Source organism: Catenovulum maritimum (assembly GCF_001050375.1).
In the GTDB taxonomy this organism is placed as follows: Bacteria; Pseudomonadota; Gammaproteobacteria; order Enterobacterales; family Alteromonadaceae; genus Catenovulum; species Catenovulum maritimum.
On the sequence record NZ_KQ130482.1, the window covers coordinates 179,257 to 195,736 of the forward strand.

Annotated in this window: 12 protein-coding genes and 1 tRNA gene; 8 read left to right on the plus strand and 5 right to left on the minus strand. The window is 37.3% G+C overall.

Annotated elements, in window-relative coordinates; all coding sequences use genetic code 11:
- Positions 1-61 precede the first annotated feature (61 nt).
- Positions 62-1,840 (plus strand): gamma-glutamyltransferase, encoded by a 1,779-nt coding sequence (gene ggt, locus XM47_RS00590; RefSeq protein WP_245623392.1) that lies wholly within the window; start codon positions 62-64, stop codon positions 1,838-1,840.
- A gap of 9 nt (positions 1,841-1,849) precedes the next feature.
- Here the strand turns inward: ggt and XM47_RS00595 are convergent, their stop codons facing one another.
- The 4 genes from XM47_RS00595 to XM47_RS00610 all read right to left on the minus strand — a co-directional run bounded on the left by XM47_RS00595 (position 1,850) and on the right by XM47_RS00610 (position 4,939).
- Positions 1,850-2,698 (minus strand): hypothetical protein, encoded by an 849-nt coding sequence (locus tag XM47_RS00595; protein ID WP_048688171.1) that lies wholly within the window; start codon positions 2,696-2,698, stop codon positions 1,850-1,852.
- Between the two features lie 143 nt (positions 2,699-2,841).
- The gene (locus XM47_RS00600) at positions 2,842-3,282 is read right to left on the minus strand and encodes a hypothetical protein (protein WP_048688174.1); all 441 of its coding nucleotides are present in this window, start codon (positions 3,280-3,282) and stop codon (positions 2,842-2,844) included.
- Positions 3,283-3,478: 196 nt separating this feature from the next.
- Entirely contained in the window at positions 3,479-4,444 is a 966-nt protein-coding gene (gene cysK, locus XM47_RS00605) for a cysteine synthase A (RefSeq protein WP_048688177.1), read from the minus strand.
- Between the two features lie 180 nt (positions 4,445-4,624).
- Entirely contained in the window at positions 4,625-4,939 is a 315-nt protein-coding gene (locus XM47_RS00610; protein WP_048688179.1) for an isoamylase early set domain-containing protein, read from the minus strand.
- A gap of 374 nt (positions 4,940-5,313) precedes the next feature.
- Between XM47_RS00610 and XM47_RS00615 the strand changes: the two genes are divergently transcribed.
- The 4 genes from XM47_RS00615 (at position 5,314) to XM47_RS00630 (ending at position 10,639) form a co-directional block, all read left to right on the plus strand.
- Positions 5,314-6,501: an efflux RND transporter periplasmic adaptor subunit gene (locus tag XM47_RS00615; protein ID WP_048688181.1), complete on the plus strand. Its 1,188-nt coding sequence runs from the start codon at positions 5,314-5,316 to the stop codon at positions 6,499-6,501.
- 9 nt (positions 6,502-6,510) lie between these two features.
- Positions 6,511-9,660, plus strand: coding sequence for an efflux RND transporter permease subunit (locus XM47_RS00620; protein ID WP_048688184.1), 3,150 nt, complete (start codon positions 6,511-6,513; stop codon positions 9,658-9,660).
- A gap of 273 nt (positions 9,661-9,933) precedes the next feature.
- A tRNA-Arg gene (locus XM47_RS00625) sits at positions 9,934-10,009 on the plus strand.
- 54 nt (positions 10,010-10,063) lie between these two features.
- Positions 10,064-10,639, plus strand: a complete 576-nt coding sequence (locus tag XM47_RS00630; RefSeq protein WP_048688187.1) for a glutathione S-transferase family protein — start codon at positions 10,064-10,066, stop codon at positions 10,637-10,639.
- 49 nt (positions 10,640-10,688) lie between these two features.
- Here XM47_RS00630 and XM47_RS00635 read toward each other — a convergent pair whose 3' ends face one another.
- The gene (locus tag XM47_RS00635; RefSeq protein WP_048688191.1) at positions 10,689-11,471 is read right to left on the minus strand and encodes a PhzF family phenazine biosynthesis protein; all 783 of its coding nucleotides are present in this window, start codon (positions 11,469-11,471) and stop codon (positions 10,689-10,691) included.
- A gap of 280 nt (positions 11,472-11,751) precedes the next feature.
- Here XM47_RS00635 and XM47_RS00640 point away from each other — a divergent pair, with 280 nt between their 5' ends.
- From XM47_RS00640 to pstB, 3 genes are read left to right on the plus strand one after another with little or no spacing between them, the layout of a single operon-like run.
- Positions 11,752-13,983 (plus strand): ABC transporter permease subunit, encoded by a 2,232-nt coding sequence (locus XM47_RS00640; protein WP_048688194.1) that lies wholly within the window; start codon positions 11,752-11,754, stop codon positions 13,981-13,983.
- Between the two features lie 13 nt (positions 13,984-13,996).
- Positions 13,997-15,637: a phosphate ABC transporter permease PstA gene (gene pstA / locus XM47_RS00645; RefSeq protein WP_048688195.1), complete on the plus strand. Its 1,641-nt coding sequence runs from the start codon at positions 13,997-13,999 to the stop codon at positions 15,635-15,637.
- Between the two features lie 21 nt (positions 15,638-15,658).
- Positions 15,659-16,480, plus strand: a complete 822-nt coding sequence (pstB, locus tag XM47_RS00650) for a phosphate ABC transporter ATP-binding protein PstB (protein WP_048688198.1) — start codon at positions 15,659-15,661, stop codon at positions 16,478-16,480.

Below are 16,480 nucleotides of genomic sequence, written 5' to 3' on the forward strand. Positions count from 1 at the left end.
TTGAATTAAATGTTAAAGGTAACCCTTAGTGAGATTGGATTATAAATTTTTACGCGCTAGCTTGGCAGTTTTTTTTTGCTGTTATTTATCAAGCTGTGCTGAGAGCGGCGCTAAACACTCAAGCATAGATGTTCAAAGTGATGAAATACAAACTCAAGCTTTCAAGCAAAGAGAAGTAAGAGAACCAGAAGCTGCAACAGGTTGGCAAGATAAAAAAGTTGCTGAATCTGAGTTAGGTATGATCAGCGCCGCTAATCCATATGCAGTTAAAGCTGGGATGGATATTTTACGTCAAGGCGGAACGGCGATTGATGCAGCAATTGCAATTCAAACAGTATTAACTCTAGTTGAGCCTCAATCGTCCGGCATTGGCGGCGGCGGGTTTATTTTATATTGGGATAATAAAGGCCAAACATTACATAGTATAGATGCTAGAGAAACGGCTCCAAAAACTGCAACAGATAAATTGTTTTATGAAGACGGTAAACCGATATCTTGGTTTAAAGCTGTGGTTGGTGGCCGTTCAGTTGGTACACCTGGTATTTTAGCTGGGCTTGATCATGCGCATAAAACTTGGGGTAAATTAGCTTGGTCTAATTTATTTGATGAAGCAATCAGGTTAAGTGAGCAAGGCTTTGTTGTATCTGATCGACTAGCTAAATTAGTTGCTATGAAAATTAACCCAGGGATAAATCAATTACCTCCGGCAAAAGAATATTTTTTCCCGAGCGGACAAGCGATACAAGCAGGTCAATTAAAAACCAATTTACCACTCGCAAATAGTTTTAAACAAATTGCGAACCAAGGTGTGGACTATTTTTACCAAGGTGAACTTGCAAAACATATCGTTTCAGCAGTGCAAAATTCCAAAATTGCGCCCGGTTCACTTAGCTTATCTGATCTAGCTATATATCAGGCTAAATCTCGCAAGCCGGCGTGTTTAACAGGTTTTGGTAAGAATATTTGTGGATTTGGGCCCCCGAGTTCAGGTGGGATTAGTGTGTTACAAATTATAGGTATGCTTGATCGCACTGCATTCCAAAGCTTGGCAGTAGATAACCCTAAAGCATGGCATTTATTTACTCAAGCGTCTCGACTCGCTTTCGCGGATAGAAATTTATATATAGCAGATAGCGATTTTGTTGCTGTACCTGTCACTGGGTTATTAGATCCTGTGTACTTGACTCAGCGAAGCCAACTAATTAATCCAAGCAAAGATTTAGGCACAGCACAAGCAGGTAAATTGCCTAGTTTAACCGCCTATATTCAATCCGATAGTCTAGAGCGCCCGAGTACATCACATATTAGCATTGTCGATAAATGGGGTAATGCTGTGTCTATGACGACAAGTATTGAAATGGCATTTGGCTCAGGCGTTATGGTGGCGGGTTTTCTACTTAATAATCAGCTGACAGATTTTTCATTCAAAAGTGCAGATGGAAATCGCCTAGTTGCTAATCGTATTGAGCCTCAAAAACGCCCTAGAAGCAGTATGGCACCTATGATGATATTTGATGAGGATAATAAATTAGAGGGCGTTATAGGCTCTCCAGGTGGATCTAGAATTATCAATTATGTCAGTCAATCAATTTTGGCTAAACTTGCGTGGAATATGCCGATCCAAGAGGCGATTAACCTTGATAAAGTCACCAATATGAATGGTAAAACGAGTTTAGAGTCGAATTCTGAGTTAGCTAACTCTGCTTCTTATTTCGAATCATTGGGACATAAAGTCGATGTAAGAGGCTTAAATAGCGGTTTGCATGCAATTTGGCGTGAGAATGGCGTTTGGGTTGGGGCTGCCGACCCTAGAAGGGAAGGCATCGCGATTGGATATTAAAAATCTTAATTATTGAGATTTTTCAGTGGACAACTCGATTTCTATTAGCTCTTGCAGGCTAATGTTATATTTTTCATAGCCTTTATTTAGATTTTTTATATAGGGGTTGTCTAACGGAATGATAGTTCTTTTACTGAGTTTACTGGCTTTTACACTCTCTGCATAAAACTGATTCCAGAGTTTTTGTAGTTGCCCATTCTCAAAAGCCATTTTAAGACCTGCTTCAACTCGCTTGGCATTTTTGACATTGTGTTTGGCAGTGAAGAAAAACCGAGGCATCTTATAATGTAAGGCAATGTTTTGGTCGACAGACAGGTTAGGAAATTGGTATTTAAACGTTTGATATTCCGAGTGCCATTCGTTAATGCCTCGAAAAAATAACTCAGCACGGTTCTCATTTATCATTTCGAACATTTTCTCATAAACTGAAATAGTAAACACAGGCATGCCATTTTTAGTCAATATATCACTGTCTAACCAGCCAATCCCTTGTAGTGTGGTTAATTTGGAAATGTGTTCGATGCGAGTTAATGGTGTTAATAGAGATTGGTTTTGTTTGGATACAAAACTGACTCTGTAACCAACTATGCCTCTCTCTAGTGGAAATGGGATAGCTAAAAAGTCCTCTAGTAAGTTATCTCGGACAGAGAATTTAAAAAAGAAATTTTTATAGAAGCCTTGTTTTGCTAGTGTTTCGATTCGTTTTAAACTTAAATTCGAACCATGGCTTAACAGCGAGTTATTATTTGATGCTAATACGAATTCCTCCGTGTCTTTGGTCGCTGTTAGTTTAAGTGCAAGTTTTAATAGCTCTCTTTCGTAAACATTTCTTTGATCGAAATTTGTCAGTGGCGCCATATAAATAAACGTTTCTTCAGATTTAGCCGAGAAACAACCAAGTATAAGGAGACAAAAGACAAACCCTTTAAGCAAAATGTGATTCCTATTTCTGCAATAGCTTTAACTAATTATAAGTTTAACTTTAGTTAACAATAGATAAATTATCTAAAGTTATCTGCTTTTAATTTATTAACTAACCACTTTCCTTGCTGTTTGACCATGTATACAGTTCTTAAATCACGTTGGCGGTTACCTTGAAATAAGCCATCGAACATGATGGTTACTTCAGCTTTTTCGGCTGAGTTTGGAAAAATTGACTTACCACTAACAGATTTATCTTCTTTGATGACGACGCTATCATATCTTAGATTAAATAATACTTTTTGGACTCTCTCTGCGGTCTGATAGCTTTTTAATATTCTAGAATATTGTGGTGTGGTTCTCTTAACTGCTAAATTTAGATCGTGCAGGTTGTAAATCGTGTCAAAAAACTCTATCGCAGCTTCGCCTGGTTGTGGAGGAATTGGCTCTTTATCACCACTGCAGCCAAATAAAGAGAATGATAAAAGTAACGTGATGATGTAAGTATAGCGAGTAGGCATTATTTAAACTTCCTTTTAGCCAAAAACAGATTTGATTGTCGGTTTTTGCTGCTAAAAAGTAAAGTTGATTAGCCAAATATTTACATTTTACATATAGAAATTTAAAAATGATGATAGATGATGAGGTTTAGGTTATCGATTAAGGTATGGTAAAAGTTACAGAGGGAATTGCTCCCTCTGTACATTGATCACTTTATTACTGAACTAATTCAGCGTCAGTGAAAGTTTCTGAAAATAAAGGACTTGTTAAGTAACGTTCAGCAGAACTTGGTAAAATTACAACTATGTTTTTACCTTCGTTTTCTGGCTTTTCAGCTAAGCGAGCCGCTGCAACAACAGCCGCACCAGAAGAAATACCCGCTAAGATACCTTCTTCTTTCATTAGTCTGTGAGCCATTTCCATTGCTTCTTCGTTTGAAACTTGTTCAACTGAATCTACTAAATCAATATCTAGATTGCCAGGGATGAAACCGGCACCAATACCTTGGATTTTATGTGGTCCAGGTGTTAAATCTTGACCAGCTTTAGCTTGGGTAATTACTGGCGAGTCAGTTGGCTCAACTGCAACTGATTGGATCGCTTTACCCATAGTTTTCTTAATATAACGGCTGACACCTGTGATAGTACCACCAGTACCTACACCAGCTACGAAGATATCGATCTCGCCGTCAGTGTCTTCCCAAATTTCAGGACCAGTTGTTTTTTCATGAATTTCTGGGTTAGCTGGGTTTTCGAACTGTTGAAGTAAAATGAATTTTTCAGGGTTTGCATCGCGAATTTCTTCAGCTTTAGCAACCGCACCTTTCATTCCCTTAGGACCTTCAGTTAACACTAAGTTTGCACCCAATGCTTTTAATAATTTACGGCGTTCTAAGCTCATAGTAGCTGGCATAGTTAGAGTTAATTTGTAACCACGAGCAGCAGCAACAAACGCTAACGCAATACCTGTATTACCACTTGTTGGCTCTACAATTTCTTTGCCTTCAGTTAGGATACCTTTTTTCTCTGCATCCCAAATCATATTTGCACCGATACGGCATTTTACGCTAAAGCTCGGATTACGAGACTCAACCTTTGCATACACATTACCAGTAGATACTTTTTTTAATTTTACTAAAGGCGTGTTACCAATCGCTAGAGAATTATCTTCAAACACTTTCATAATTTAAATCCTTAACTTTATTGTTATAGAAAGACATTGTTTTAGCTTATACCTAAAGGAAATAAACAGAAGTGCGATTTTGTTATATAAAATAGCAGAAAGTAAGGTAGGGCAAGAGGGCAAAATCAAAACACAAGGCAATTAGTGAATAATTACCTTGTGTTTTAGGTATTTTTTATATTAAGCAGTACAGTCCACAACTGAATTATCAGTACCGCCTACAGGAGATGGTGAGTAGTTATCAGCATCCCAATCATTTTCCCAAATATCACCATTTATTAAATACTTAAATTGGTATGCTTGGCCAGATTCTAGATCTAGGTTTAATGAAAAATCACCATTTTTAAGCTTTTTCATTGGCGTGCTTGCTTCATCCCAGTCATTGAAATCACCCACAACGTGGACTTTTTCAGCTTTCTGAGCTTGTTCGGCAGTTAAACGGAATGTTACTTTACAGACAGGTTTTGATTTCAAGAATTGTTTTTTCAGGCTCATACTAGATCCCTTCAGTTTGATTAAAAGTAAAAAATGAAACTGTGCTAAGCGTGTTCATCTATTATCAATACAATTTATGTACCAATAATAGAAAAAATCCGTTAAGAATAATCATATGTATATTAACTAATTATTATACATATCGAAATTATTCAAAAATATTTACTATCAATTATAAAATAATAATGAACTATTTCTAATAATAGCTGTACTCAGTATATCAGCAAAAAAATTTGAGAAAATAAGGCATTGAGTTTATTTAGTAAATATTTTCGCTTAAGAATAGCTTTTGCTATTGATAACTATAGGTGATGCCATACTATTGTAGTTATCAGCCTTTTTAAAGTATTCAATTAGACATTAATGGAAGAATAATGCAATCAAAGTTAAAAAAAATCTTACTCCCTTTGATCATCCTTGTTACAGCTATTGCTGTTTTCGTTGCTATGGAGTCAATGAAAAAACCAGCTGAAAAAAAAGAAATGGAATTTAAACCAACTCTAGTGGCTGTTGATACATTAGAAGCGAAAGACTGGCAGTTCAAGATACAGGCTCAAGGTATGGTTAGACCGGTTAAAGAAACGGATTTAACGGTTGAAGTATCGGCTAAAGTACTAGCTATTTCAGATACTTTTTTTGAAGGCTCGTTTGTAAAACAAGGTGATGTATTAGTCAAGTTAGAGCAAAGTGATTACTTGACTGAACTTAAATTGTCTAAAGCAAATTTGGCTAAAGCCTTGGCCGCACTGAAAGAAGAAAAAGCAAGAGTTGAAGTAGCAAAACGGGAATGGAAAGGTCGAATTGATACAGCTTCAGATTTAGCATTGAGAATTCCTCAGCTAGAAACCGAGCAAGCAAATGTTGAATATGCACAGGCACAAGTAGAGCAAGCTCAGCGTAATTTAGACCGAACTTTTATTCGAGCACCTTATGATGGTGTTATTGTTGCGAGTACCACAGAGGTCGGACAATTTTTGTCGAAGGGGACACAAGTCGGTAAAATTTATGGCTCAGAGACTGCAGAGATAAGATTGCCAGTTAATTACACTGAGTTAAAATTCATCGATGTCGGGTCAAAATTAGTGCAATCTGCACCATCTCCGGTCGTTTTGTATACAAATTCGGCGAGTAAGAAGGCGGAAAATTGGCTCGCTTACTTATCTCATAGTGAAGCTGTCATTGATAACACCTCAAGAATGACATACCTAGTCGCTAAAATATCCGACCCATATAATTTAACAGGTATACATCAACAGGCTATTCAATTTGGTCAATTTGTAAATGCTGAAATTTCGGGTACAAAAGCAAATCAGGTATTTAAGATTAATCGCCAGTATTTAACTTCTAACCAAGAAATTATCTTATTTCAGAATAATGAAATTAAACTATTTAAACCTGAGATACTCAGGTTTGAAGGTAAGTTTATTTATATCGATTCAGGCTTAAGAAATGGTGATCAAATCATCACTTCTGCTATTAGTAATCCCGTTAATGGGATGAAAGTTAGGTTAAATTCTACCGCGCAAAAGTCGACTAAGACAAACGAACTAGTGGCAAACTAAGGACAGTTAATGAGTGTTGATTCTGCAAAAAAAGGTTTAATTGCCTGGTTCGCCCATAATCCAGTCGCGGCAAACTTATTACTCGTATTAATTATTTTAATGGGGATTTACTCTGTTTTTACCATTAGAAAACAATCGTTTCCAACTATAGCGGTTGATGTTATTAGTATCCAAGTACCTTATTTAGGTGCAGCGCCGGAAGAAGTTGAAGAAGGTGTCGTACTCAAAATTGAAGAAGCGGTAAAAAGATTAGAAGGGATTAAGAAGCTTGAGTCGAATGCGAATGAAGGCATGGGACAAGTTAAAATTGAAGTTGAAGATGGTTATGATGTTCAAGAGTTAATGAACGAAGTTAAAGTTCAGATTGATGCTATCCCAAGTTTTCCAGAAAACAGTGAAAAGCCAGTTATATACCGAGCTAAACCAGAACAAGCGGTACTCTGGGTTCAGGTCTATGGCGATATGTCTGAAGTGGCGATGAAAGAGTACGCTAAAGAAATTCGAGATGAGATAGTTCAGCTCCCCGATGTCACTACGGCAGAAGTTGTGGGTGCTCGAGACTATGAAATTGCAATTGAATTACCTGAAAGTCGTTTAAGAGAATACGGCTTAACTTTAGATTATGTGGCGGGCCAAATACAGAAAAACTCAATTGATCTGCCAGGTGGTTCGATTAAAACGGATAATGGCGACATATTATTACGAACCAATGGCCAAGCATATCGAGCTACTGAATTTGCAGACTTAGTTTTACTCACCAGAGAAGACGGTACTCGTTTACTATTAGGTGATATTGCTAAAATTACCGATGGCTTTGTTGAAAATGAAGGGTTTGCTCGGTTTAACAAGCAGCCAAGTATCGGTATTCAAGTTAAATCAGTTGGCCAGCAAAATGACCTCCATATATCAGCAACTGTGAAAAAGTACCTTGAAGAAAAACAGAAAAACTTACCTTCAGGTGTCAATGTTTCTGCTTGGGGTGATAGTTCTTATTACTTAAAAGGCCGAGTCGATTTAATGCTCAATAATATGTTGATGGGAGCATTACTGGTTTTTATTATTCTATCTTTGTTTTTGAAATTTAGGTTAGCTATCTGGGTTATCGTTGGCTTGTTTGCGAGTTTCCTAGGCGCGATTGCACTGATGCCAGTTGCTGGTGTGACCATCAATATGATTAGTCTCTTCGCTTTTATACTCGTGTTAGGGATAGTTGTTGATGATGCCATTATCATTGGTGAAAGTATTCATAGTACAACGCAAGCACATGGGAATAGTGTTGATACGGTTGTTAGAGGTGCAAAAAAAGTGGCTATGCCGGCCACATTTGGTGTGTTAACCACAATTGTGGCTTTTGCGCCTATGCTATTAGTGACTGGACCTTCCTCGCCTATTTGGTCTTCAATTGGCGCAGTTGTTATGCTGTGTTTAGCATTTTCTTTGATTGAATCAAAATGGATTTTACCTTCACATTTAGTTGGGATAAAAACGACTGCTAAAACAGAGGCTATGTGGTTACCTAGGTTTCGTCAGAAAATCTCTAAAATACTCGATGGTTTTATCCAAAATAAGTACAAGCCTTTCTTAACACTGTGTTTGGAAAATCGCTACAGCACAATTGCTTCTTTCCTTGCCATTTTAATTTTAGTCGCAGGCTTAATTAATTCAGGGGTTGTGCGATTTGTATTTTTCCCTAATTTACCAAGTGATTATGTTCAAGTAACTTTGGCTATGGAGGATGGCAGCTCTGCTGATTTAACCAATGAAACGATCGCGAAATTAGAAGCTGCTTTGTATCAAGTTGATTCTGATAGTCGAGTCGAAAATGGTACACCAGTATTGGGTAATTCAATGGCCTTTAGCACTTCTCAAACTAGCGGCATGATTTGGGCTCAATTAAATTTAGATGAAGAAAGAGATTTAAATGGCTTTGAAGTCGCTAATCGATGGCGAGATGCTTTTGGGGAATCTACCGGTGTTCGCTCGGTTAATTTTACAGGCTCTATTTCTGGTGGAGCAGGCAGTGATTTAGAATTTTTATTTAGAAGTGACAATATTCAGCAAATCGACCAAGCTGCGGAAGAGTTAAAAGCAGCATTACGCCAATTTGAAGGTATATATGATGTTGATGATTCATTTAGTGGTGGTAAAGATGAAATTAAAATTAAAATTAAGCCAGAAGCTGAAACGTTAGGACTGACTCTAGTTGATGTCGCCCGTCAAGTCCGAGTCGCGTTTTATGGTGCAGAAGCACAACGGATACAGCGTGACGAAGAAGAAATAAAAGTCATGGTGAGATATCCAAAAGATCAACGTAAATCCATTAGCAATTTAGACAATATGTTTATTCGTACTAGCGCAGGTCGCGAAGTTCCATTCTCGACAGTTGCCAGCTATGAGATTGGCCAAGGTTATGCAACGATCAAGCGTATTGATTATCAAAGATCCGTTAGCGTAACTGCAAGGGCTGATAAAGCCGTTGCTGAACCAGGTAAATTAGCGCAAGAAGTGATAAAAGATGTAATTCCTAAAATTTTAGAGAAGTATCCAGAGGTCGACTTTCAATTAGCTGGTGCATCTAAAGATGAGCAAGATGCGTTGAAAAGTTTAGCAATTGGTTTCGGGTTTGCGATTATCGTTATATATGGGCTCATGGCGATCCCACTTAAATCTTACACTCAACCTTTTATTATTATGTCTGTAATCCCTTTTGGTATTGTCGGAGCTGTGATTGGGCATGTTGTATTTGGTTTAGCTATGAGCATATTATCTATGTTTGGGATTATCGCGCTTGCTGGGGTGGTGGTAAATGATTCACTTATATTGGTTGAATTTGTTAACCGCGCAAGACATAGAGGTTTAGCAATCAGGCAAGCTGTTCTTGAAGCCGGAACACAAAGGTTTAGAGCGATTTTATTAACCTCTTTAACCACCTTTTTTGGCTTGATTCCGATTGTGCTCGAAACTAGCTTACAAGCACAAATTGTGATTCCTATGGCGGTCTCTTTGGCGTTCGGCATACTTTTTTCAACAGTTATTACCCTGCTCTTAGTGCCTGCTTTGTATTTAATCTTGGATGATATAAAGGGGCTAAAGCGGGTATTTGGTGGCTCAAGAATAGAAGAAAAAATAGAAACCAAGCAGTCGTTAGACTCTATTTAAAGCCAACTTGTGGGTGATTTAATACCAGTTCACCTAAATTTTTGCTCTATGTTTTACGTAGAAAAAAAGTGCGCTAACAAGGCATGAATTGCCGATACTAGTAAACTAATAGCAAAATTCATAACGCAGTTTACGTGCTTTTTAAGCAGTAAAATTGAGTAATAATTAGGATAGATTGGTATAACTCATCAGGTGCAGCTAAGCGTTTGTTTAGTTAGAATTAGGCTGTAGAGCTAGACTAAAAGAGTAAGCTCAATTGAAAAATAGATTTTAGTCCCCTTAGTTCAGCTGGATAGAACAAGGACCTCCTAAGTCTTAGACACAGGTTCGAATCCTGTAGGGGACGCCATTAACTGCGAATTCATATTCGTAGTTTTATTATTTAACGATAGGAATAATTCACATGGCTATTACGCTTTATGGCTCTTTACCTTCTCCTTATGTCCGCAGGATCCGAATCTTGCTTGATGGGGTAGACTATAAGTTTGAGCAAATTAACGTTTACGAAGATTCAGCGCGAGCCGAATATGCTAAGTTAACGCCAATTAAGAAATTACCCTTATTAACCGATGGTGAGCAAAGCATTTTTGACTCACATATTATTGCGCAATATGTTTTCGCTAAAAAACAGCAGGCTCAACCAAGTATAGATGTATTAAATTTAGTGAGTGCGGTGGATGCTGTGACAGACTCACTAATTATTTTATTTATGGCTAAGCGCTCGGAAATTGAGACGAGTGAAGATAAATTGATATTCAAATTGCAATTAACTCGTATCCCTGATTGTTTAACTTGGTTGAATGAGCAAGCAAAACAAGGAAAATTTGAATCGCTTAACTACGCAACTATTGCGTTAATTTCATTGATTGATTGGGCCGAGTTTAGGCAACTGTATGATTTTTCTGACTATCCAGACTTGATAAAAGTAAGAGATACATTCGCTGAAACTGAAATTATTAAACAGACTTATCCTCAGTAAGCCTAACAATACTATTAGCCCACAAACTATGTGGGCTAATCAAGTTGCTTTAAATAAAAATTTCACCTTTCATATAAAGTACCGCTTTCCCTGAAATTAATACTCTGTCTTCGACTAGTTCAACTATAAGTTCACCACCTCTTTGAGAGACTTGTTTAGCGTTAAAACTGTTTTGATTTAATTCTTTTGCCCAAAAAGGCGCCAGTTGAGTATAGGCGGAGCCTGTCACAGGATCTTCATCTATCCCATAATTGGGGGCAAAAAAGCGATTAACGAAATCATATTCTGAAGATTTGGCTGTTATTATTACACCTCTTAAATCTAATGTTGATAATTGAGATAAGTCTGGATCAGCGTTTAGAACATCAGATTCATTTTCAAACACGACGAGATAGTCTTGGTTATAGTGGCAGCTTATTGGCTTGAGATTAAATGCATCTATAATGCTTTTTGGTGTTGGGCACTTAACAGGCATCTGGGCTGGAAAATCCAGCTGTAATAATCCCTCGACTTGTTTTACTTTTAGTAATCCGGATTTAGAATTGAATAGTAAAGTATCTGTTATATTGGTTTTTAATTGATTAAAGATTACATAAGCTGCTGCTAATGTGGCATGACCACATAAATCAATTTCACAACTTGGGGTAAACCAACGAATATGGTATTCATCCTTTTGTCGCACAAAAAAGGCTGTTTCAGATAAATTATTCTCTGCTGCGATTGATTGCATCACGGAATCGTTAAGCCACTCTGTTAGTGGACACACAGCGGCTGAGTTACCTTTAAACACTGAGTCGGTAAAGGCATCTACTTGATATAAGTCTATTTTCATTGAGAATTCGCTTCATATTGAGATTTAATTCATGAGAAAACCTAACTGTTATTGGCTATGGCTGCAATCTTTTTGAATCCATTTCGTCATAAAAGAAATAAAGTTTCAATGTTATTCTCTAAAACTTAAGTATTCAATTAAGTTATTGATTTTAAATTTTATTTATTCTTTTTGTAACGATTTCCTTTGTTGGATAAATCGGGTTTTTTAGTGCTTCTGTAACACAACTGTCATAAAAGTATCATATACTGCACCCAGTTTAAATTTGCACTTAAATCTAATGAATCATTCTCTTACACAAACAAGTAGTCAAAACTTTTCTCGAAAAGTAAAAGACCAAGTCGCGAAGTACGGTGTAACCGCCGGCGGTATCATGGTGTTGATCGCCCTGTTACTTATCTTCTTTTATCTACTATATGTAGTTCAACCTATATTTGATGACGTGAGCGTGACACACGATCAAGAAATCAGATTAAAAGATACACATAGCTCCCTTGCACTCGGTACAGATGATCATGTTGAAATTGGTTATCGTGTTGTATCAAACGCCAATGTCGAGTTTTATGGATTAGAAGGAAAGCATAAAGGCGAGTTAATCGAACAGCACCAAGTTGTTTCTGAACCGATTACTGCTTTCAGCGCTTCAATGGCCTACCTACAAGAGTTTGCTTTTGCAACTGGTAGCCAAGTGACAGTTTTTAAGCCGGGTTTTAAAGTGAGTTTTGCCACGAACAAAAGAGTCGTGTTGCCAAACTTAACTTATCCATTGGGCGAAGAAGGTATTGATTTAGAAGTAGACAGCAATATTACAAAATTTGCTTTTTCTGTTTTACCTGAAAATGAAGGTGCAGGCTTCTTGTATCAGCTTGAAAGCGGTGATTTAGAATACGCTTTTATGTCAGCTGAAGTTAACTTTATGACAGATGAGATTGAGTGGTCTATCGAGAAAGTAAGCCTGCCTTTTGTAAACGGTAAAGTTAAAAATATCAAAGTAACAGCCGATTTAAGTCGAGCATTTGTGGTTCAAGACAACACTTTAATTACATTAAATATACGAGATATTGAAGATGTAACCTTGTTATCTAAAACTAAAGTATCAGAGCCAAAAGCAAATGTAGTTGATGTTACTTTGTTAGCTGGTGCTAACTCAATATTATTTGCAAATGATAATGGTGTTGTGAGTCAGTGGTTTGAAGTGAATGATGAGGAAGGACGTCACTTTAAGCGCATTAGAGCATTTGAAAGCAATGAAATTGGGTTGAATGGCGTTTATCCTGAATTTTATCGTCGTAGTTTCTTCACAACTGCAAACGATGGTTCGCTCGGTGTATATCACACAACAAGTGGTGCTAAGTTATTCCACGAGTCGATAGCAGATAGCAAAATTGACTTGTTTTCTATTTCGCCTAGAGCAAATGCATTTTTAACTCAAAATACGCACTCAATCAATTTATACAAAATAAGCAATGAACATCCAGAAGTAACTTGGTCTGGGTTGTGGAATGAAATTTGGTACGAAGGTTATTCTGAACCAGATTATGTTTGGCAATCTACCTCGGCATCAGATGATTTTGAAGGCAAATTTAGTTTAGTGCCAATTACTTTCGGTACAATTAAAGCGGCTTTTTACGCTATGTTATTTTCAGTGCCAATCGCACTTGCAGCAGCGGTATATACTGCTTACTTCATGCCTTCTAAAATTCGCAAAGTAGTTAAGCCTACAGTTGAAATCATGGAAGCATTACCAACCGTTATTCTTGGTTTCCTTGCTGGATTATGGTTAGCACCTCTGATTGAATTGCATTTAGCCTCTATTGTTTTATTGGTGACTATATTACCTGTTGCTGTTATTTTGTTTGCATTCATGTGGCATAACCTGCCTAAGAAAATTTTAAATAGCCTGCCACAAGGTATGGACTCATTATTACTTATTCCTGTCATTTTGTTATTCGGCTGGTTGTGTTTTGGCATGAGTCCTTGGTTAAACGATGTGCTATTTGATGGTGATGTTCGCTTATTTATTACAGATGAATTAGGTATTTCATTCGACCAAAGAAACTCTTTAGTGGTTGGTATTGCAATGGGATTTGCCGTGATTCCAACTATATTTTCAATTGCTGAAGATGCTGTATTTTCTGTTCCAAAACACTTATCTCAAGGTTCGTTAGCTCTAGGTGCGAGTCAATGGCAAACCCTAGTTAGAGTTGTGTTATTGACGGCGAGTCCGGGTATCTTCTCAGCTGTGATGATGGGCCTAGGCCGCGCTGTTGGCGAAACTATGATTGTGTTAATGGCAACAGGTAATACGCCTATTATGGATTGGTCTGTTTTCCAAGGTATGCGTACACTTTCGGCTAACATTGCAGTTGAAATGCCAGAATCAGAAGTAGGTAGTACTCACTATCGCATCTTATTCTTAGCTGCTTTTGTACTTTTTGTATTCACTTTTGTCTTTAACACGATTGCTGAGTTTGTTCGTCAGCGATTACGTGAAAAATACAGCTCGCTGTAAGCGCAGGAATTAAATAATGAAGAATTGGTTTAAATCAGGTTCCCCTTGGATCTGGATGACAGCAGGTGCTGTTAGTATTAGTTTAATTTCAGTTATTGGCTTATTAGCTATGATTGCTTGGCGTGGTCTTAGCTTCTTTTGGCCTGCTGAAGTCTATGAGTTTGATATCAAGCAAAATGGACAATCTACCGTAGTTATTGGTGAAATTTACGACAAAGAACAGGTAGCGGCCGAGCGTTTAAGAAATGCAGGTATTGATCTGGCTGGCTATGATGCTGAATTTGTTGATAGATACTTAGTGAAAACCGGTAACCGTGAATTTGTAGAACTTGATTTCCGTTGGATTCTAGATACAGATATTCAGCAAAAAACAACTAAGTCAGGTATAGCTGTAATAGAAAGAACTAAAAATGGTAACTTTTATGGTTATGTTCATTCTGTTTATCAAGATGGCGTTAAGGTCGATAACTCTAAATTAGAAGAGCTAATCGAAAGAAGTAGTGATATAGCTGAAGAAGCATTAGACCTACAAAATAGCGAAATCGCAGCAATTAACTATGATCTGGAAAGAGATAGATTAAAACAACGTGCACTAGAGTTGAAAGGTGAATTAACTCAAGAAATTAAAGATGAGTTCAAAGCCAAAAAATTACGTCTAGAAGAAGACTATCAAGTTTTAGAAAAATCGCTTTTCGCTTTAAGACAAAAAGCGGATAGAGACGAAGTTGTCATAAAAGATATGCGCGGTGAACTTGTGCGTATTCGAATTGCTCAAGTACTAGATATCCACTTTCCGAATGATATGAGTCTATTGGATAAAGTTGGCCGTTTCTTTGTTCAAATGGGTAAGTTTGTTAGTGATGACCCAAGAGAAGCAAATACAGAAGGGGGCGTGTTCCCAGCTATCTTTGGTACTGTCTTTATGGTGTTATTGATGGCCGTTATTGTGACCCCATTTGGTGTTGTTGCTGCTATTTATTTGCATGAATACGCTGCTAAAAATGCAGTGACTAAAATCATACGTATTGCGGTTATTAACTTAGCGGGTGTACCTTCTATTGTATATGGTGTATTTGGTTTAGGTTTCTTTGTTTATATGCTTGGTGGCAGTTTAGATGCTTTATTTTATCCAGAAGCTTTACCTAATCCAACATTCGGTACGCCAGGTGTTATTTGGTCAGCGCTAACACTTGCCATTTTAACCTTACCTGTTGTTATTGTTTCGACAGAAGAAGGTATGTCGCGTATCCCGAGTTCATTACGTCAGGGTAGTTTAGCTTTGGGGGCAACTAAAGCTGAAACCTTATGGCGAATTATTATCCCTATGGCGAGCCCTGCAATTATGACAGGCTTAATTTTAGCTGTTGCTCGTGCAGCAGGTGAGGTGGCTCCATTAATGTTAGTTGGTGTGGTAAAAATGGCACCAACTTTACCTTTAGATGGTAACTTCCCATTTATTCACCTAGATAGAAAGTTTATGCACCTTGGTTTCCATATTTATGATGTGGGTTTCCAAAGTCCAAATGTTGAAGCGGCAAGACCGCTAGTATATGCAACCGCATTTTTACTAGTGACAGTCATTGTTTCATTAAATATTACAGCGATCGGCATCCGTAATCATTTACGTGAAAAATATAAGTCGCTTGAACACTAATTATTTTTAAAGGTTTTAGATATGATTTCAATTGCTCCTGAAGTTGCAAAAATTACCAACGCAATTGCACCTAGTGAATTAACCCAAGAGCAAACCGCACTTGAGATGAATAAATTAAATTTATTCTATGGTGATAAACAGGCTCTATACAACATAGACATGAAGATACCTAAAGGTAAGGTAACTGCTTTTATCGGTCCTTCTGGTTGTGGTAAATCGACTTTGTTGCGCTGTATTAATCGAATGAATGATTTAGTCGATATTTGTCGTGTTGAAGGACAAATTAAGTTAGATGGTAAAAACATTTATGATAAAGATGTAGATGTTGCTACGTTACGCCAAAATGTTGGTATGGTGTTCCAGCGTCCAAATCCATTTCCTAAATCTATTTATGAAAATGTTGTATACGGATTAAGAATACAAGGCATTAACGACAAGCGTCGCTTAGATGAAATCGTTGAAACTTCATTAAGAAAAGCAGCACTATGGGAAGAAGTTAAAGATAGATTAAACGATAGTGCGTTTGGGCTTTCTGGTGGTCAGCAACAAAGATTGGTTATTGCTCGTGCGATTGCGATTGAGCCTAAAGTTTTACTTTTGGATGAACCAACTTCTGCTCTTGATCCAATTTCAACGTTAACCATTGAAGAATTGATTAATGATTTAAAAGATACTTACACTGTTGTTATCGTAACTCACAATATGCAGCAAGCCGCGCGTGTTTCTAATTATGCAGCGTTTATGTTTATGGGTGAGTTAATTGAATATTCTGATACGAATCAGTTGTTCACTACACCAGCGAAAAAGAAAACAGAAGACTATATTACAGGCCGTTACGGTTAA